This is a genomic window from Marinobacterium nitratireducens (assembly GCF_014645375.1).
GTDB lineage: Bacteria > Pseudomonadota > Gammaproteobacteria > Pseudomonadales > Balneatricaceae > Marinobacterium_A > Marinobacterium_A nitratireducens.
This window is the reverse complement of sequence record NZ_BMLT01000015.1, coordinates 1-17,925: the sequence shown is the minus strand read 5'-3', so window position 1 is coordinate 17,925 and position 17,925 is coordinate 1. Positions and strand designations below refer to the sequence as shown.

The 17,925-nt window shown below is 64.9% G+C and carries 16 protein-coding genes and 1 pseudogene; 6 read left to right on the top strand and 11 right to left on the bottom strand.

Annotation, left to right across the window (positions count from 1 at the left end):
• Positions 1-40: 40 nt before the first annotated feature.
• On the top strand, positions 41-241 hold the full coding sequence (locus IEX85_RS21275) for an antitoxin Xre/MbcA/ParS toxin-binding domain-containing protein (RefSeq protein WP_188862647.1): 201 nt from the start codon (positions 41-43) through the stop codon (positions 239-241).
• 36 nt (positions 242-277) lie between these two features.
• On the opposite strand, the gene IEX85_RS21270 is transcribed toward IEX85_RS21275, so the two are convergent.
• Positions 278-1,042, bottom strand: coding sequence for an HPP family protein (locus tag IEX85_RS21270; RefSeq protein ID WP_229722048.1), 765 nt, complete (start codon positions 1,040-1,042; stop codon positions 278-280).
• Between the two features lie 107 nt (positions 1,043-1,149).
• On the opposite strand from IEX85_RS21270, the gene IEX85_RS21265 reads away from it, so the two are divergent.
• Entirely contained in the window at positions 1,150-2,007 is an 858-nt protein-coding gene (locus tag IEX85_RS21265; protein ID WP_188862646.1) for a LysR family transcriptional regulator, read from the top strand.
• Positions 2,008-2,085: 78 nt separating this feature from the next.
• On the opposite strand, the gene secB is transcribed toward IEX85_RS21265, so the two are convergent.
• From secB to IEX85_RS21250, 3 genes are read right to left on the bottom strand one after another with little or no spacing between them, the layout of a single operon-like run.
• Positions 2,086-2,577: a protein-export chaperone SecB gene (gene secB, locus IEX85_RS21260; protein ID WP_188862645.1), complete on the bottom strand. Its 492-nt coding sequence runs from the start codon at positions 2,575-2,577 to the stop codon at positions 2,086-2,088.
• A 39-nt stretch (positions 2,578-2,616) separates the two neighbouring features.
• Positions 2,617-2,874 carry a glutaredoxin 3 gene (gene grxC, locus IEX85_RS21255; RefSeq protein WP_188862644.1) on the bottom strand — a complete coding sequence of 86 codons (258 nt, stop codon included), beginning with the start codon at positions 2,872-2,874 and terminating at the stop codon, positions 2,617-2,619.
• 5 nt (positions 2,875-2,879) lie between these two features.
• Positions 2,880-3,293 carry a rhodanese-like domain-containing protein gene (locus IEX85_RS21250; RefSeq protein WP_188862643.1) on the bottom strand — a complete coding sequence of 138 codons (414 nt, stop codon included), beginning with the start codon at positions 3,291-3,293 and terminating at the stop codon, positions 2,880-2,882.
• A 277-nt stretch (positions 3,294-3,570) separates the two neighbouring features.
• Here IEX85_RS21250 and gpmI point away from each other — a divergent pair, with 277 nt between their 5' ends.
• From gpmI to IEX85_RS21230, 4 genes are all read left to right on the top strand, one after another.
• A complete protein-coding gene (gene gpmI / locus IEX85_RS21245; protein ID WP_188862642.1) occupies positions 3,571-5,121 on the top strand; it encodes a 2,3-bisphosphoglycerate-independent phosphoglycerate mutase in 1,551 nt (516 codons plus the stop codon).
• A 48-nt stretch (positions 5,122-5,169) separates the two neighbouring features.
• Entirely contained in the window at positions 5,170-6,348 is a 1,179-nt protein-coding gene (locus IEX85_RS21240; RefSeq protein ID WP_188862641.1) for a murein hydrolase activator EnvC family protein, read from the top strand.
• Between the two features lie 65 nt (positions 6,349-6,413).
• Positions 6,414-7,748 carry a S41 family peptidase gene (locus IEX85_RS21235; protein WP_188862640.1) on the top strand — a complete coding sequence of 445 codons (1,335 nt, stop codon included), beginning with the start codon at positions 6,414-6,416 and terminating at the stop codon, positions 7,746-7,748.
• Positions 7,748-8,575 carry a divergent polysaccharide deacetylase family protein gene (locus IEX85_RS21230; RefSeq protein ID WP_188862639.1) on the top strand — a complete coding sequence of 276 codons (828 nt, stop codon included), beginning with the start codon at positions 7,748-7,750 and terminating at the stop codon, positions 8,573-8,575. The genes IEX85_RS21235 and IEX85_RS21230 overlap by 1 nt, the downstream gene beginning before the upstream one ends.
• A 54-nt stretch (positions 8,576-8,629) precedes the next feature.
• On the opposite strand, the gene astB is transcribed toward IEX85_RS21230, so the two are convergent.
• The 7 genes and pseudogenes from astB to IEX85_RS21195 all read right to left on the bottom strand — a co-directional run.
• Positions 8,630-9,964, bottom strand: a complete 1,335-nt coding sequence (gene astB, locus IEX85_RS21225; RefSeq protein ID WP_188862638.1) for an N-succinylarginine dihydrolase — start codon at positions 9,962-9,964, stop codon at positions 8,630-8,632.
• A gap of 171 nt (positions 9,965-10,135) precedes the next feature.
• Positions 10,136-11,611, bottom strand: coding sequence for a succinylglutamate-semialdehyde dehydrogenase (gene astD, locus IEX85_RS21220; protein ID WP_373290935.1), 1,476 nt, complete (start codon positions 11,609-11,611; stop codon positions 10,136-10,138).
• The gene (gene astA / locus IEX85_RS21215) at positions 11,608-12,636 is read right to left on the bottom strand and encodes an arginine N-succinyltransferase (RefSeq protein ID WP_188862636.1); all 1,029 of its coding nucleotides are present in this window, start codon (positions 12,634-12,636) and stop codon (positions 11,608-11,610) included. The genes astD and astA (IEX85_RS21215) overlap by 4 nt, the downstream gene beginning before the upstream one ends.
• Positions 12,637-12,653: 17 nt before the next feature.
• Positions 12,654-13,682, bottom strand: a complete 1,029-nt coding sequence (astA, locus tag IEX85_RS21210) for an arginine N-succinyltransferase (protein WP_188862635.1) — start codon at positions 13,680-13,682, stop codon at positions 12,654-12,656.
• Entirely contained in the window at positions 13,676-14,929 is a 1,254-nt protein-coding gene (locus tag IEX85_RS21205) for a hydrolase (RefSeq protein ID WP_188862634.1), read from the bottom strand. The genes astA (IEX85_RS21210) and IEX85_RS21205 overlap by 7 nt, the downstream gene beginning before the upstream one ends.
• 479 nt (positions 14,930-15,408) lie before the next feature.
• Positions 15,409-16,635 carry an aspartate aminotransferase family protein gene (locus IEX85_RS21200; RefSeq protein WP_188862633.1) on the bottom strand — a complete coding sequence of 409 codons (1,227 nt, stop codon included), beginning with the start codon at positions 16,633-16,635 and terminating at the stop codon, positions 15,409-15,411.
• A 66-nt stretch (positions 16,636-16,701) separates the two neighbouring features.
• A pseudogene (locus IEX85_RS21195) lies at positions 16,702-17,925 on the bottom strand (NAD-glutamate dehydrogenase domain-containing protein); the annotation flags it as partial.

Genomic DNA, 17,925 nt, shown 5'->3' with positions numbered 1-17,925 from the left:
CTGCAAAGACGATGAGCCTGCAGATCAGGGGAGGTGCTCGATGGTCCGGGACGAAGCGCGACAACGGCTGCTGGAAGCCGCCATCGGCTATTTCGGCAATCAGCAGGAAGCCGAAGCCTGGATGGACAGCCCCCATCTGGGGCTGGAGGGCATGACGCCCAGCGAAATGCTTGAGAAAGCACCGAGCATCGAGCAGCTCGGCGAGCTTATACACCAGCTCGAGCAGGGTGATACGCCCTGAGCCCAGGGCGTATCCTGCAGCCTCTATTGCCCCGGCTCAGGAGCGCCGGCGCTGTTGCGCATCCTCGTCGTTCGCGGCCGGCCGTTCGCCGGTGAGGGGTTCGCGGCTGTGGTGCTGGCGGGCCAGACGGTAGATCCGCAGCAGATCCTGTTCCGATACATCGATGAACGAATCGACCTCCGCCAGCGCGTAGGTGAAGTCGTCATGCGTGAGCTCGGGACGCGCCTCGCTGGCCGGTTCCCGGTGGCGCGGCCTGGCCAGGACCGCCGGGTAGCGGCGGTGGCGGAAAGGCCAGTTCAGCACCACCGCAATCAGCATCAGTATCAGCAGATTCGCCATGACCGGATAGAGCACGAAGCCGTAGCCGAGTTCGCGGATGGCATCGCCGCCCAGTACCGCGACCATGGCGGTGGCGCCGCCGGGCGGGTGGATGCAGTGCAGGTAGTACATGACGCCGGTGGCAACGGCGACCGCGGTCGCGGCGGCCAGTTCCGGCGGGCCGATCAGGCGCGCGCAGCTGACCCCGATGAGCGCCGACAGCAGGTGTCCCCCCACGACCGCCCATGGCTGGGACAGGGCGCCGTGGGGAACGGCGAACAGCAGCACCGCGGTCGCGCCCATTGATCCGATCACCATGGTTGCACCTTCGAGGTCCAGCACGCCGCTGCTTATCCACAATAGTCCGGCAATGCCAAGAAACCCCCCGATCGCGGACAGCCAGCGTTCGCCATGGCTGGCGCGATTGGGGTCGTTGGGCAGCAGCAGCTGCAGCACGCGGTTGAAACGCTTTCCGATACTCACAGCGCCTCCTGAATACAAGGGGCTGCTACTGTAGAGGTCATTGCCAATCGTTAACAAACGATATTTTTCAGCCTTTAATATCGAAAAATTCGATATAAACTGCAGGCATGGATACCGAATTTGCCCGTACCTTTCTGGCAGTGGTCGCGGCCGGCAACTTTGTCGGCGCGGCCGAGCAATTGCACCTTACCCAGTCCACCGTCAGCGCCCGTATCAAGGCGCTGGAGCGGCAGTTCGGCGTCACTCTGCTGCAACGCGGTCGTCATGGCGCCGAGCTGACGCCGGCCGGAAAGCGCTTTCTTCGCCATGCCAAGGGCCTGGTGCAGACGGTCGAGCAGGCACGCCACGATGTCGGCCTGCCCAGCGGCTACAGCGGCAGTCTCACGCTGCGCGCACGCATCGCGCTCTGGGACGGGTTTCTGACCCGCTGGAGTGTCTGGATGCGGCGTCGCATGCCGGATGTTTCGCTGCGCCTCGAAATCGGCTTCGAAGAAGACACCATGCAGGCGCTGGTACAGGGCACTGCGGACCTGGGGGCGATGTACACGCCGCAGAACCGGCCGGGGCTGGGGATCGAGCACCTTTTCGACGAGCGGCTGATGCTGGTCAGCACCGACCGCGACGGCGACTGGCTGAACCACGGCTACGTGCATGTCGACTGGGGGCCGGAATTCGAAGCCCAGTTCGCCACCCGCTATCCGAACGAGCCCGCACCGGCGCTGCAGGCGAACGTGGGCTGGCTGGGTGTGCAGCGGATGCTGGCGGTCGGCGGCGCGGGTTTCTTCCCCTGCCGCATGACCCGGGAACTGGTCGAGGCCGGGCAGCTTTGGCCGGTCGCGGATGCGCCGCTGATTTCGCTGCCGGTGTATCTGGTCTATCCGCAGGACCGCAACGACGATGCCATGAAGACCGCGATCGAGGGACTGCGGCTGCTGAGCGCTGAAGAGCGCAGCTGCAGCGCCTGATGGCATGCCCGGGCCATTCGGCTGCTGAAAAAAAAGCCTCCGGAGGAGACTTTTTTGGCAGTGGCGACCGGATCAGGTTCAGTGCGCCTGGGTCTCGCCTTCCTGAGCCTGAGCGGCCTGCTGCTGCATGCGCTGCGCGTACAGAGCCTCGAAGTTGACCGGTGCCAGCATCAGTGCCGGGAAGCTGCCCTTGGTGGCCAGGCTGTCGACCGACTCGCGGGCGTACGGGAACAGGATGTTGGGGCAGAAAGCGCCGAGAGTATGGTTGAGCTCGGCTTCGGCGAGGCCTGCGATCTGGAAGATACCGGCCTGCTGAACTTCGATCAGGAAGGCGGTTTCGTCCTCGACCTTGGCCGTTACGGTCAGGGTCAGCACCACTTCGAAGTGGTTCTCGCCGAGGTTCTTGGTGCGCGTGTTCAGGTCCAGGTTGATTTCCGGCTTCCACTGCTTGGTGAAGATCACCGGAGTTGCCGGAGCTTCGAACGAGGCATCCTTGAGGTAGATGCGCTGCACGGAGAACTGCGGGCCGGTGGCCTGCTGATTGCTGTTCTGGGCGTTTTCGTCTGCCATGGGTAGATTCCTTTAATCTGTTGTTGGTATAGGGCCGGTTCAGGAGGTCGCCAGTAATTGCTCGATGCCGCCACTGCGCTCCAGCGCGAACAGGTCGTCGCAGCCGCCGACATGGGTATCGCCGAAGAAAATCTGCGGCACCGTGCGGCGACCGCTGCGCTCCATCATTTCGAGCCGTCGGGTGGGCTCCTGGTCGAGATTGATTTCCCGGTACTCGAGACCCTTGTGATCCAGCAGCATCTTGGCGCGGACGCAGAAGGGGCACCAGCTGGTGCTGTAAATCAGGATGTCGGTCATGGAACTCACTTGATTACCGGCAGGTTCTGGCCTTTCCACTCGGTCATGCCGCCGCTGAGGCGGGAGACTTTCTCGAAGCCGGCCGCTTTGAGCTTCTTGGTGGCAGCTCCTGCAGTCTGGCCGAGGTTGCAGACCACGATGAGCGGTTTCGACTTGTGCTTCTCCAGCTCGCCGATGCGTTTATCGAGATCCGCCATCGGCACGTTCAGGGCGCTGGTGATGTGACCCTCAGCCCATTCCTTTTTGCTGCGGATATCGATCACGACCGCGTCTTCCTTGTTGATCAGCGTAACGGCCTGCGACGGCGTCACCGATGTGCCGCCCTTGCGGCTTTCGTTGAGCAGCAGCAGCACAACCGTGACGACCCAGGCGGCCACAAGGTACAGGTGGTTGGTTACAAATTCGAACAGGTTTTCCATCTTGGTTTCCAGCGGGTTCGATTTCGCCTAGGCGCTAAATTTCGCTTATGCGGTAAAAGTCAGCGCGTAAGTATACATGGACCGGGAGGAGACCGTTAAGAGTTAACAGCTATCAGTCCAGGGGCCGCTGGCCCGGGCACGACTGCCGGCGATGGCCGCACGTGGCGATTTCTGGGCTCTTTACTGTAATCTAACAACTGTTCACTTCCCTTGTTGGTCATTTTTCCGCATGCGCGTAAAATGGCGGTTTTGGCAATCCAGACAGCAGACAGGCCCCATGACTGAACCCAGAGTACCCCGCGCATTGCTGATTCTCGATGGCTTCGGCGTCGAGCACTCCGAGTCCTCCGCCATCGAAGCGGCCAGCACCCCGACCTGGGACCGGCTGCTGGCGGAAAATCCCAATGCACGCATCCAGACCTCCGGCATGGCCGTCGGGCTGCCCGACGGCCAGATGGGCAACTCCGAAGTGGGTCATATGAACATCGGCGCCGGCCGCGTCGTCTACCAGAACTTCACCCGTATCTCCAAGGCCATCGCCGACGGCGACTTCTTCGAGAATCCGGTGCTGACCGCGGCGATCGACAAGGCAGTGGCGCAGGGCGGTGCCGTACATGTACTGGGCCTGCTCTCGCCGGGCGGCGTGCACAGCCACGAAGACCATCTGCTGGCTTTGCTCGAGATGGCTGCCGCCCGTGGCGCCGGCGCGGTGCACCTGCACGGCATCCTGGACGGCCGCGACATGCCGCCGCGTTCGGCCGAACCCTCGATCGAAAAGGCCGAGGCGAAGCTGGCCGAAATCGGTGTCGGCAGCCTGGCGACGCTGGTCGGGCGCTATTTCGCCATGGACCGCGACAACCGCTGGGACCGCGTGAAGGCCGCCTACGACGCCATGGTGCATGGCAAGGCTCCGCAACAGGCGAAATCCGGCAAGGAGGCCCTGGAGTCGGCCTACGGGCGCGGCGAGAACGACGAGTTCGTTCAGGCGACGGTTCTGACCGACGACCGTGGTCAGCCGCGTGGGCAGGTCAAGGACGGCGACGTGGTGATATGCGCCAACTTCCGCCCCGACCGCGCCCGCGAAATCACCCGCGCCTTCGTCGATGCCGATTTCGACGGCTTTGATCGAGGCGCGCGCCCGCAGCTGGCCGATTACGTCATGCTGACCGAGTACGCCGCCGATATCGAGGCCTCCTGCGCCTATCCGCCGCAGGCCATCAGCAACGATCTTGGCGAGTACCTGTCCGGTCTTGGCAAAACCCAGCTGCGCATTGCCGAAACCGAGAAGTACGCCCACGTTACCTTCTTCTTCAATGGCGGTCAGGAAGCCGTATACCCCGGCGAGGAACGGATTCTGGTACCGTCGCCCGATGTGGCCACCTACGACCTGAAGCCGGAAATGAGCGCGCCGGAAGTGACCGAAAAACTCTGCGCGGCGATTCGCAGCGGCCAGTTCGACCTGATCGTCTGCAACTTCGCCAATGGTGACATGGTCGGTCACACCGGCAAATTCGATGCCGCGGTCAAGGCCTGCGAGGTGGTCGACGAAAGCGTCCGGCAGGTGCTCGAGGCGATGCGCGAAGTCGGCGGCGAGACCCTGATCACCGCCGACCACGGTAACGTCGAACTGATGGTCAACCCCAAGACCGGCCAGCCGCACACCTCGCACACCAACTGGCCGGTGGCGCTGATCTACGACGGGCCGCGCGCGGACCGGATCAGACTGGCCGATGGCGCCCTGTGCGATCTGGCGCCGACGCTGCTGTCGCTGATGGCCATCGAGCAGCCGCCGGAGATGACCGGAAAGCCGCTGGTGACGCTTAGCTGATTTTCCCGGGCGGTACCGCCCGGGCAGCGTTCCTGGAGTTCTGGCACTATGATCCGAATACTGTCACTGCTGCTTCTGCTGGCGTATGGCGGAGCTCTGATGGCGGCCGACAAAGCCGCCACCGAGGCGCAGATCAAGCGTTTGCAGAAAGACATCGGGGCACTGCAGCGTGATATCGGACGTCAGCAGGGCGAACGCAAGGAGCTGGATCAGAAACTGCGCGACAGCGAGACCGAAATCGGCCGGGTGGGCAACCGCATCGCCGAACTCGATGCCAGGCTGGCGCAGCTGGACTCCCGCAGCGGCGATCTCGAGGCGCGCCGCGACGCTTTGCGGCAAAGCGTCACGGCGAGCAGCGAGCAGCTGCAGCGCCAGCTGCGCAGCCAGTACCGCCTCGGGCAGCAGCCGCGCCTGCAGCTGCTGCTCAATCAGCGCGATCCGGACCAGCTGGAACGCATGCTGCGCTACTACGACCTGATCAATGCCGAACTGTTGGCCCGCCTCGGGCACTTCGAAGAACAGTTGCAGGCTCTGGCCGACACCGAGTCGGCGCTCAGTGATACCGAAGCGGACCTGCTCGCCGGCCGGCAGGAGCTGGAAAAACGCCGCTCCGAGCTGGAGCAGGCGCGCCGGTCCCGCAGCAGCGCACTGGCAGAACTTCGCAAGTCCATCGACAGCGACCAGAAGCGCCTGGCCTCTCTGAAAGCTGACCAGACGCGCCTGGAAGGGGTGCTGGCGGAGATCGAGAAAGCGCTCAAGGCCGCGAGGCTCGCGGAAGAGAAGCGGGCGCAGGCAGCCAGACGCGCGCAGCAGGAAAGCGCCAAGGCCGCCAAGGCCCTGCCAGCGCTTGCCGGCAACCTCGACTGGCCGGTGCAGGGGCGGCTCGCCCGCGCCTTCGGCAACAACGACAGCGGCATCCGCTTCGATGGCGTCTTGATCGCGGCTCCTGCCGGTCGCGAAGTGCGTGCGGTACACCGCGGACGGGTGGTATTCTCGGACTGGCTGCGTGGTTACGGTCTGTTGCTGATCGTCGATCATGGCGGCGGTTACATGAGTCTTTACGGCCACAACCAGCGCCTGTTGAAGGAACCGGGGGCCTGGGTCGAGGCGGGTGATGTCGTCTCGGTGGTTGGCAATAGCGGCGGCTACACGGAGCCCGGTCTGTATTTCGCGGTACGTCATAACGGCAAACCGACGGACCCGGCCCGCTGGCTGGCCCGCAAATAGCCGCTCCGATACGGTTCGCCGAAGCCGGCTACACTGAACCGGTGGTCCTGAAATAGGAAGGTGTTATGACGTTGTTGACGAACACGCCAGGGATTTGGACAAGAACGTTTGGCCCGCTGCTGCTGTCGGCCTGTCTGGCTGTGCCGGTCGGCGCCGCCGAGGCGGTCGACCCCGAACTCGAAGGTCTGGTCGCCGAAGAGGAAACCCCACAGCTGCCGCTCGATGAACTGCGGTTGTTTGCCGAGGTCTTCGAGCGAATCAAGACCGCCTACGTCGAGCCGGTGGAAGATGCCAAGCTGCTCGAGGATGCCATCCGCGGCATGGTGGCCGGCCTCGATCCGCATTCGGCCTATCTCGAGCCCGAGGCCTACGAAGATCTGCAGGAGCACACCAGCGGCGAGTTCGGAGGTCTTGGCCTGGAAGTGGGCATGCAGGACGGTTTCGTTCGGGTCATCGCTCCGATCGACGGCACGCCGGCGCAGAAGGGCGGTTTAAAGGCCGGTGATCTCATCGTCAAACTCGACGACACCCCGGTTCAGGGCATGGCGCTGGATGAGGCGGTGGCCAAGATGCGCGGCAAACCCGGTGAACCGATCGTGCTGACCATCGTTCGCGAAGGCGTCGAAAAGCCCTTTGAGGTACGTCTTGTGCGCGATGTCATCCGCGTCGCGTCGGTACGTCACCGCGTGCTCGAGGACGGTTTCGGCTACCTGCGTATTTCCCAGTTCCAGGTCAATACCGGCAAGGACCTGGGCCGGGCGATCCGGGATCTGGAGCGGGAGGGGCCGCTGCGCGGTCTGGTGCTGGACCTGCGCAACAACCCCGGCGGGGTGCTGCAGGCGGCGGTCGAGGTCAGCGATGCCTTCCTCGACGAGGGGCTGATCGTCTACACCGAAGGCCGGCTGGCGAATACCGAACTGCGCTACAACGCCACCTCCGATACCGCCGCTCCGGCCGTGCCACTGGTGGTGATGATCAACGCCGGCTCGGCATCGGCATCTGAAATCGTCGCCGGTGCGCTGCAGGACCATAAACGCGGGCTGATTCTGGGTACCGACAGCTTTGGCAAGGGCTCGGTCCAGACCATTCTGCCGCTGACGTCGGACCGGGCCGTCAAACTGACCACCGCCCGCTACTTCACCCCGAGCGGGCGCTCGATCCAGGCCCAGGGTATCGTGCCGGATATCCGCGTCGACGAGGCCGAGGTGCACAACCTCCAGAACGGTACCCGTATCAAGGAAAGTGACCTGGCCGGACATCTCGTCAACGGTCAGTCGAACGGCAATGATAACGAAGTGAAAGCCGATGGTCGCCTGGCCGAAAGCGACTTCCAGCTGTTCGAAGCGCTCAACCTGCTCAAGGCGCTGGTGATTCTCAAGCCGGAATCCAACCACGGCTGATGCAACGACGTTCGCTGTTGCTGGCCGCGCTGGCCGGCATCGTTCTCCCCCTGCCCACCGCGGTCGCGGCGTCGCGCCGCGACGCGGTGGAGCAGCCCCGCCTGATTCTGGTGATCGACGACCTGGGTAACAACCTGTCGGCCGGACGCGCCACGCTGGCGCTGCCGGGTCCGCTGGATGTGGCGGTGCTACCGCACTCCCGGCATGGTCGCACCCTTGCGCTGGAAGCGCAGGGGCAGGGCAAGGAAGTGCTGCTGCACGCGCCGATGGCGAACCGGCAGCACCTGGCGCTGGGACCGGGCGCGCTGACCCCGGATCTGGGCAGGGAGCGCCTGAGCCAGCGGCTGCGGGACAGTCTCGACTCGGTGCCGGGAGCGGTCGGCCTCAACAACCATATGGGCAGCCTGCTGACGGCGCGGCGCGAGCCGATGGAGTGGGTTATGGAGGTGCTGGCCGAGCGCGGACTGCTGTTCGTCGACAGTCGCACCAGCGCCGAGACGGTGGCCTGGGATGTTGCCCGTGAGCGCGGCGTTCCGGCGCTGATGCGCGATGTCTTTCTCGATCATGAGCAGACCCTGGCTGCGGTCGACGTGCAGTTTCGCCGTGCCCTGAGTATCGCCCGGGAGTATGGATCGGCGCTGGTGATCGGGCATCCGTACCCGGTCACCCTCGATTACCTGAACCGGGCGCTGCCGGTCCTCGATGGTCTGGGGTTCCAGCGCCTGACGGTATCGGCCTTCCTGCGCCAGCAGGCCGACTTCGCCCGGCTCGACCCCGCCGACAACCGCCTTTTCAACACCCATCGCCGGCATTGGGGGAGGTCGTGACGCGTGACAGGTAACGTGTAACCCGTCACCCGTCACCCGTCACCCGTCGCGCCGTTACCGCTGGAAGGGGTAAACGGACCCGAGATTGAGGATCTGCGTCAGCTCGTCCAGCGCAAACCGCGACTCCATCAGCAGCTTGGGATCGGTCAGGTCCTTTTCCTCCAGGCGGTCGCGATAGTGCTTCTCGACCCAGCGGGTCAGACGACTGTAGAGTTCGTCGTTCATCAGCGTATGCGGATTGACCGCGGCGCGCTCGGCATCGTTCAGCACCACCCGCAGTCGCAGACAGGCGGGACCGCCGCCGTTGCTCATGCTCTGCTTGAGATCGAAAATCTTCAGCTCGTCGATACCGGCGCCGCTGCCGACCAGCTCCTGCAGGTAGGCCCAGACTGCGGGTGTCTGGCGGCACTCTTCCGGAATCACCAGCAGCGTGCGGCCATCGGGCAGCGACAGCAGCTGGCTGTTGAACAGGTAAGACCTGACCGCATCCGCGACCGATACCTGCGCGGTGGGAACTTCTATCACACGGAAGCTGCCGTTCATCGCCCGGGTCAGTTCCTGCTTCACGCGCGCCTGATCGAGAAACGCCTCCTGATGACAGAACAGCAGGTCGCGGTTGCCGACGGCGATCACATCGTTGTGGAACACGCCCTGGTCGATGACGTCAGGATTCTGCTGGGCATACACCACATGCTGGCTGCTGAGCCTGTGCTTGCGCACGATCGCCTGCGACGCCTCGTAGGTGTGGCGCGCCGGAAATTTCTTCGGCGCAGGCTTCTGACTATCGAAGGCGTAACGCCCGAAGACGAAGAATTCGATGCCGCGTGCGCCGTACTCGTGGCAGAAACGGGTGTGGTTGGCGGCGCCTTCATCGCCGAAGTGCTCGACGCCCGGCAGCGCCGAATGGTGCCTGAAGTGGCGTTCGTTGGGAAAGATGGCGCGCAGGATACGGCCCGTTGTCTCGTGCTCGATCGAACGGTGGAACTTGTTGGTCAGGTTCGCCGGGGTGAAGTGCACGCGACCGTCGCAGGTGTCGGCGCTCGGGGAAACCGTCGCGGCGTTGGCGGTCCACATGCTGGACGCCGAGCAGCAGGCCGCCAGAATGCGCGGTGCATACTGAGCTGCCTGGAACAGCACATTGGCGTCGGACCCGCCGAAGCCGAGGCGACGCAGGGTCTGGACGTCCGGACGCTCCTGCGGCGCCAGCACGCCCTGAACCATTCCCAGGTCATGCAGTGCCTTCATCTTGGTCAGGCCCTGCAGTGCGGCCTGCTTCGGGTTCGAGGCCCTGGCCTGGTTCTTGTCCGAGGCGATATTGCCGAAGGACAGGCCGGCGTAGTTGTGGGTCGGGCCGACCAGGCCGTCAAAGTTGGCTTCAAAGGCATTCATGATTGTTGTCTCCAGTTTCGGTCTGGCCGATGTTGTTTTTTTGGGTGACGTGTGACGGGTTACGCGTAAAAGCCATTCGAGGCCGCTTCATCGTTGTAGGGTGCCGGTGCGCTTCGCTTACCGGCACCCTACGTCGCGTCACGCGTCACGCGTCACCTGTCACCTCGTTCGTTATTCGAACCCCAGGTCCAGGCCCGGTGCCAGGGTCTGTGGCAGCTGTACCCTGTCGGTTTCGATGCCCGCGACGGGGTAGGCGCAATAGTCCGCCGCGTAGTAGGCGCTGGCGCGGTGGTTGCCGCTGGCGCCGATGCCGCCGAAGGGCGCGGCGCTGCTGGCGCCGGTGGTCTGTTTGTTCCAGTTGACGATGCCGGCGCGGATACGGCGCACGAAACGCTCGTATTCGTCGCGGCTGTCGCTCAACAGGCCGGCGGACAGGCCGTAGCGGGTGTTGTTGGCTTCGCGGATGGCGGCGTCGAAGTCGCGGTAGCGGATCAGCTGCAGCAGCGGGCCGAAGTACTCCTCGTCCGGCAACTCGGCGACGTCGGTGACGTCCAGCAGGCCCGGTGAAAGCAGGCCGGTGCCGGCCTCGAGCTTGGTCAGTTCGACCAGCTCTTTGGCGCCGAGCGCGACCAGCCGGTCGCGGGCGGCCAGCAGCTGGTCGGCGGCCTTTTCACTCACCAGGCTGCCCATGAAGGGCTGCGGCTCGGCGTCATGGCGTCCAACCCTGATGCCCCGGACGGCGCGCACCAGCGCTTCGACGAAGCGGTCGCCGGTTTCGCCCTCGGGTACCAGCAGGCGACGTGCGCAGGTGCAGCGCTGACCGGCGCTGATATAGGCCGACTGAATGGTTTCGTGCACGGCTGCGGGGATATCGCTGATCTCGCCGACCAGCAGCGGGTTGTTGCCGCCCATTTCCAGTGCCAGGATCTTGCCCGGGTGGCCACCGAACTGGCGGTGCAGCAGCTCGCCGGTCTGGGAGCTGCCGGTGAAGAACAGACCGTCGATGTCGGCATGGCCGGCCAGCGCGATGCCGGTCTCCTTCTCGCCCTGGACCAGGTTCAGGACACCGGCCGGCAGGCCCGCTTCCTGCCAGCATTTGACCGTCAGCTCGGCAACCCGCGGGGTCAGCTCGCTGGGCTTGAATACCACGCAGTTGCCGGCCAGCAGTGCCGGCACTATATGGCCGTTGGGCAGGTGAGCCGGGAAGTTGTACGGGCCGAAGACGGCAACAACGCCGTGGGGGCGATGGCGGAGCACGGCGCGGCCGCCGGCGACTTCGGATTCGCGGCCGCCGGTGCGCTCGTCGTGGGCGCGAATCGAGATCTCGATCTTGCCGATCATCGCCGCGACTTCGGTGCGGGCTTCCCACAGCGGTTTGCCGGTCTCCCCGCCGATGGCGTCGGCAAGCTCTTCCTTGCGCTCGCCCAGATGCTCGGCGAAGCGGCGGCACAGATCGGCGCGTTCGGCGAAGGTGAGGTCGGACCAGGCTTCGAAGGCGTTGCGGGCGGCGCGCATTGCGGTACCGACCTGCTCGGCGGTGGCGCTGTTGCCCTGCCACAGCAGGTCGCCGGTGGCGGGGTTGCGGGATTCGAGGGGCTGGCCGGCGCCGGCCAGCCAGTCGCCATTGATAAACAGGGTCATGTTCAAGCTCTCCTTTCGGCGAACAGCGGCACAATGCGCACGGTATCGCCGTTGCGAATGTTCAGGGCGGTCGCGGTCTCTTCGTCGAGGCTGGCGATGCTGTTGCGAAGACTGATGGCGCGGCTGGTACAGCAACGGAAGCCGTCGCGCAGGGTATTGCTGATCAGAAACGGCTGCTCCTGATCCGGCACCGTCTCGATCCGGGCCTTGAAGTAGCGGCTGTCCCTGACGGCGCGAATTTCCTGTACCGGTGCCTCGAGCATGGGACCGGCGTCGAAGATGTCGACGTAGTGGGTGTAACGCATGCCTTCGCTCTCGAGCAGCCGGCGGGCCGGCAGTGTGGCGTCATGGGTCTTGCCGATCGCGGCCTGCGCCGCCTCGGGCAGCAGGTTGGTGTAGATGGTGTGCTTGGGCATCAGCTCGGCGATGAACACCTTGTTGCGGGTCGACAGCTGGTCCGCCTGGGTGAAGTCGATGGTGAAGAAGTGGCGGCCCAGTCCTTCCCAGAACGGCGATACGCCGTTCGCGTCCGAGTAACCGCGCATCTCCGCGATCAGGGTGTCGCTGAACAGGTGCGGGAATTCGGCCATGAACAGGAAGCGGCACTTGGACAGCAGATGGCCGTTGAGGCTCTTGCGGTACTCGGGGTCCAGAAACAGGGTGCAGAGCTCGCTGAAGCCGGTCTGGTCGTTGCTGATGGTCAGGGTGTGTAACTGGCGATAGACGCCGAGTTCGCGTGAGGCCTGCACCAGGGTGCCGACGCGATAGCTGTACCAGACGTCGTCCATGCCGACGGCGCCGTGGATGGCGCAGGTGCCGACGACCTGGCCGCTGTCGCTGTCCTCCATCACGAACAGGTAGTAGGCGTCAGGGTTCGCCGACTCCTGGGCGAAGGCGCTGACTCCTGACTCGATCATGTTGTGGACATGGTCGTCGTCATCCTGCATCGAAGTGAAGCCGGGGCCGGTCTTGCGCGCGAGCTCCCGCAACGCGGCCCAGTCGTCGCGCTGTACCGGTCTTATGATCATCATGAATAGCGAACCTCTTGTTAAATCAGCAGGTCATCGGTGCCCAGCGGCAGCACGCGGACGCTATCGCCGTCGTCCAGTCTCAGCTGCGCGGCCACCTCGGGTGCGACCTGCGGCCGTTCGGGGTTGGCCCGTACCAGTACCGCACGGAAATCCTCGGTATGGTCGTTGCTCAGAAGCAGCCAGGGGGCGCTGTCGGGGGCGTCGCCGACAGCCAGCCGGACGGTCCGGCTCTGCCATACCGAGCGGATATCGTCGGTACGGACTTCCAGCGTCGGGCCGGCGTCGAAGATGTCGACGTAGCCGCGGTAGACGAAGCCCTCGTCCTCGAGCAGGTCCATCACCGGCTCTATATCGGGGCGAGGCTGGCCGATGGCGTTGCGCGCCGCCTCGTTCAGCAGCGGCACGTAAACCGGATAGTGCGGCATCAGTTCGGCGATGAAGGTCTTGCGATTGATGCCGGTCAGGTAGTCGGCCTGCGACAGGTCCATGCCGAAGAAATGCCGGCCGAGGCTCTCCCAGAACGGCGACCGGCCCTCGTCGTCGACCATGCCCTGCAGTTCCACCACCGTACGGCGGGCAAAACGCTTGGGGTGGGCGGCGATAAACAGCATCCGCGAGCGCGACAGCAGATGAATGTTGGCGGCTTCGTTGGCCTCCGGCGCCAGGTAGCGGGTGCAGAGCCGGCTGGTGCCGTTATAGTCCTGGCACAGGTGCAGCGACGGTATGCGGTTGTGAATCTGCAGCTCGCGCGAGGCGTGCACGACCTCGTCGATGCGGTAGCTGTAGAACGGCGAATCGAGGCCGATGCAGGCCTCGATACCGCTGATGCCGAGGATGCGGCCGCTGTCGCTGTCCTCGAGCACGAAATGATAGGACTCGCCGCCGGGCAGGCTGACCCTGTTGCGAAGGGAACTCTGGGTCAGCCCGATCAGCTGGCCCAGGTATTCGCGGTTGGCCGGCAGTGTGGTGATACTGCCGCGGGACTGCACTGCCAGCTGTTCGAGTTGCGGCAGGTCGGGAAAGTCGACGGGGCGGATAATCAGCATCGGTGGGTCCCTTCCTTGTTCTGCAGGTGATCGCCCAGGGCGCCGTCGGCGAGCTTCATCAGGATCAGTGCGCTGAGTTTTGCACGTTCCGTAAAGCTGCTGACCAGCATGTACTCGTCCGAGCTGTGGATTTTGCCGCCCTGGACGCCGAGGGTATCGATATTGGGGATGCCGGCGGCGGCGAGGTTGTTTCCGTCGCAGCAGCCGCCGGTCGGTTTCCAGTCGATTGTCATGCCGAGGTCGGCGCCGCAGTCGCGGGCCAGCTCGAACAGCGCCTGGTTGGCGGCCGAGAGCTGCTTGGGCTTGCGACCGAAACCGCCGTGCAGTTGCAGCGAGATGCCGTCGCGGGCGTTGATTTCGGCGCCGAGGCGATCCAGCTGTTCGAGGCACCAGGCCTCGTCCCTGGCGCGTTCGAGGCGAATGTTGAAGCGCGCCATGGCGCTGTCCGGCACCACGTTGACGGCGCCGCCGCCGTGGATGAAACCGGGGTTGATCGTCACGCCGTCGCGCTGACCGTTGAGGTCGTCGAGCCCCGACACGAAGTCGCACAGCGCCCGCACCGCGTTGCGGCCCAGGTGATGCTCGCGTCCGGCGTGGGCTGCGCGCCCCCGGACCACGACGCTGAAGTTGCCGCTGCCCTTGCGCGCGCCGGCGAGGGTGCCGTCCGGCATGCAGGGCTCGTAGATCATGCCGATATCGACGCGCCTGGCGGCTTCGGCAATCAGCGCGGCGGAGCCCGGCGAGCCGATCTCCTCGTCCGGATTGAACAGGATCTCCCAGCCGACCTGTTCGGCAAAGGGGCTGCGCTCCAGCGCTTCCAGTGCCTTCAGCATCACCATCAGGCCGCCCTTGAGGTCGGCGACGCCCGGACCGTTGAGGGTGTTGTCGTCGAGCCAGCGTACCGACTGAAATGGATGGTCGATGGCGAAAACGGTATCCATATGGCCGCAGAAGAAGACCTGCAGTGGCGCGTCGGGGCGTTTGCGGATGCGCAGGGCGTCGCCGAGCGGGAAGTGCCGCTCTACGCCGGACTCGTCGATCAGCGAGTAGGGCCCGACCGGAAGCACCTGTGCCTCGCCGTCCAGACTCTCGCAGTAGCGCGCCAGGGTCTGGCGCACGCGATTGACACCCTCGGCGTTGAGGCTGCCGGAGTTGATTTCTGCAAGCTCCAGGGTACGCGCCAGCATCTCGTCTTGCTGGCTGTCCAGCCATTCGAGCCAGGGCGTGTAGCGGGCGTCGGCAGTCATCGTCGGCAGTCCTCGTTGTTGTAGTCGGTATCTAATTATTGTTGATCGACGCCACGATCGACAGGTGGGAACTGTCGCTGATGCGACATGGTTTTTTGTACAGGGACGTACTTATCCTTTGAGCGCATGGATGCGCAGGAACAGGGTTATTGGGTAAAGCGGAAGGCGTAAGGCGGCATCCGCTCCGATCGAAGCCACGGACGGAGGATGGATCTAGCGATGCAATGGCGCTTGCTTGCAATGACCGGGCGTTCGGATCGGGGCAAGGGTGTTGGGTTGTGGCCCTTCGGGCCTTCACCCAACCTACCAGAGCCTGAAAATTCCACGAATCGATCGCAGTGCAGATCGATTGGTATCGGCGTGGCAGTGCCTGTCACATCCGTAGGAGCGCCGCCCCGGTGCGAACGCGGCTGGCAGGGTGCCGCGACATTCGCCGCGGGGAAGCGCCCTCCGGGTGCGCAGCTCCCACGCTCAACGCCTTAGGCGCAATGTTCGACCTCGAGCACGCTGGCGATTGCCTCTTCGAGCAGCGCCATGCCTTCGCGGATATCCTCGTCCGGGATGATCAGCGACGGCGTCATGCGCAGCACGTTGGGGCCTGCGACCAGCAGCATCAGGCCGCGCTCGCGGGCGGCGGCGAGGAACTTGGCGGCCTGTCCATGCCAGTGTTCGGTCAGCTCGGCGCCGATCAGCAGACCGGCGCTGCGGATCTCGCGGAAGCAGTGGTGGCGGGCGCTGATGTCCTCCAGCAGTTTGACGAACAGCGCCTGCTTGCGCTTCACGCCCTCAAGCAACTCGACGTCGTCGACGATGTCCAGTACCGCCTTGGCGACCGCGCAGCCGAGTGGGTTGCCGCCGTAGGTGGTGCCGTGGCTGCCGACGTTGAGGCTACTGGCAATCTCGCGACGGGTGAGCATGGCGCCGATCGGAAAGCCGCCGCCGAGCGCCTTGGCGGTGGTCAGGATATCGGGCGTCACGCCGAGCTGTTCGTAGGCATAGAGGCTGCCGGTGCGGCCGACGCCGGTCTGCACCTCGTCGAAGATCAGCAGTGCCTGGTGCTCGTCGCACAGCTCGCGCACGGCGCGGGCGAATTCGGGGTCGGCCGGCACGACGCCGCCTTCACCCTGAACCGGCTCCATCACCACCGCACAGGTGCGGTCGGAGATGACCGAGCGCAGCGCCTCGATGTCGTTGTAGGGCACATGACTGATGCCCGCCGGTACCGGCTCGAAGCCCTCGCGGTACTTGGCCTGGCCGCCGACCGAAACGGTGAACAGGGTACGGCCGTGGAACGCCTGGTTGAAGGCGATGATCTCGTGCTTGCCGGCGCCGTGGTGGTCATGCGCATACTTGCGCGCCAGCTTGAAGGCGGCTTCGTTGGCTTCGGCGCCGGAGTTGCAGAAGAAGACCTGGTCGGCGAAGGTGCGTGCGGTCAGTTTCTGCGCCAGTTCCAGCACCGGCTCGTTGGTAAAGGCGTTGCTCAGGTGCCAGAGCTTGTCGGCCTGGTCCTTGAGCGCTTCGACCAGCCGCGGGTGGCGGTGGCCAAGAACGTTGACGGCGATACCGCCGGCGAAATCGATGTGTTCGCGGCCGTCCTGATCCCAGAGGCGGGATCCTTCGCCGCGCACCGGCAGCGTCGCCGGCGGGTTGTAGTTCGGAACGATCACTTCGTCGAAGGTGGCGCGGCTAACAGAGTGTTGAGTCATGGGGTTCTCCTTGCGGGCAGTCGGTTTGTCACCCCCGGCGCCGGGCCGGGGGAGTGGGTTCGGTTCTCAAAAGGGTTTCAGGTTGCACAGTTCACGCGTCGCGACGGACAGCATCGCCAGATCCGGCGTTTCGCTGCAGCGGACTTCGGCGAAGGTCTGACGCAGGTTGCCCAGCAGCGGGTCGGTGCTCTGCTGCCATTGCGCCAGACGGGCCCCGGGCGCCGCATCGGCAGTGCTGTCCAGTACCCAGCGGCAAATCTGCAGCTGGGCACCGTCGACCTCTCGGGCGAGGGTGGCGCGTGCCTTGCGCTGCCAGAGGTTGCGCTCGGGCAGCGAGGCGATGGCCCGGCGCAGCGGCTCGAGCTGCAGTTCGCCCTCCAGCGCGAAATAGACGGCTGCGGCGGCCTCCGGCCCCTGGTTGCTGCTGCGTGACAAGGTCAGCACCGACAGCAGGGGGTAGACGGCCGGCAGCAGTGCAAGGCGATCGGCCAGCGCCTGGGGCAGGCCCGCGACGGTAAGACGCTCGCTTTCACGCTGCAGCGGAGCCTGGAGCTCGCTGTCGATCAGCCCGGGCAGCGCGTCGAGCAGGCGCTGGATATCGTTCGCGAAGGTCGGGTGCTGTGCGGTGGCGCGGGTTTGCTGTGGCTGGCGCAGCAGCCAGAGCGCGGTGCGCTCGATCAGGTCCTGAATGCTGGTGAGCTGGCTGCGGAAAAGGCTTTCGTCGATCTCGCATTCGATCGACTCGAGACCGCGCCACAGGCTGTCGACATCGAGAAGGCGGCCGGCGGCGACGTAGGCCCGGAGGGCTTCGAGGGCGCTGCAACGGGTTTCGGACTGCAGGTAGCTGATGAATGTCTCGCCCATGCGGTTGCACAGCTGGTTGGTCAGATGGGTCGCCAGCAGTTCGGCGCGCAGCGGATGCTGCTCCAGCATGCCGCCAAAGCGCTCACGAACGGCTGTCGGGAAGTATTCCTGCAGCAGCGGCAGCAGGTCGTCATTGTCGGCGATGCCATCGGCGATCAGCTGGTCGCACAGCCACAGCTTGCTGTGGGCCAGCAGCACTGCCGACTCGGGGCGGCTGAGTCCCAGGCCTTCGCGGGCCAGGGCGTCGAGCTGCTCGTCGGAAGGAAGCTGCTCCAGCTCGCGGTTGAGGCGACCGGCGCGCTCCAGCTGCTGGATCAGGCGGCGGTGATCGTTGATGCGGCTGGCGGCCTGGATTTCCCCGAGGCTGAGGATCTGGCTCTGGCCGTAGTTGTGGCGCAGCACCAGCCGCGCCACCTCGTCGGTCAT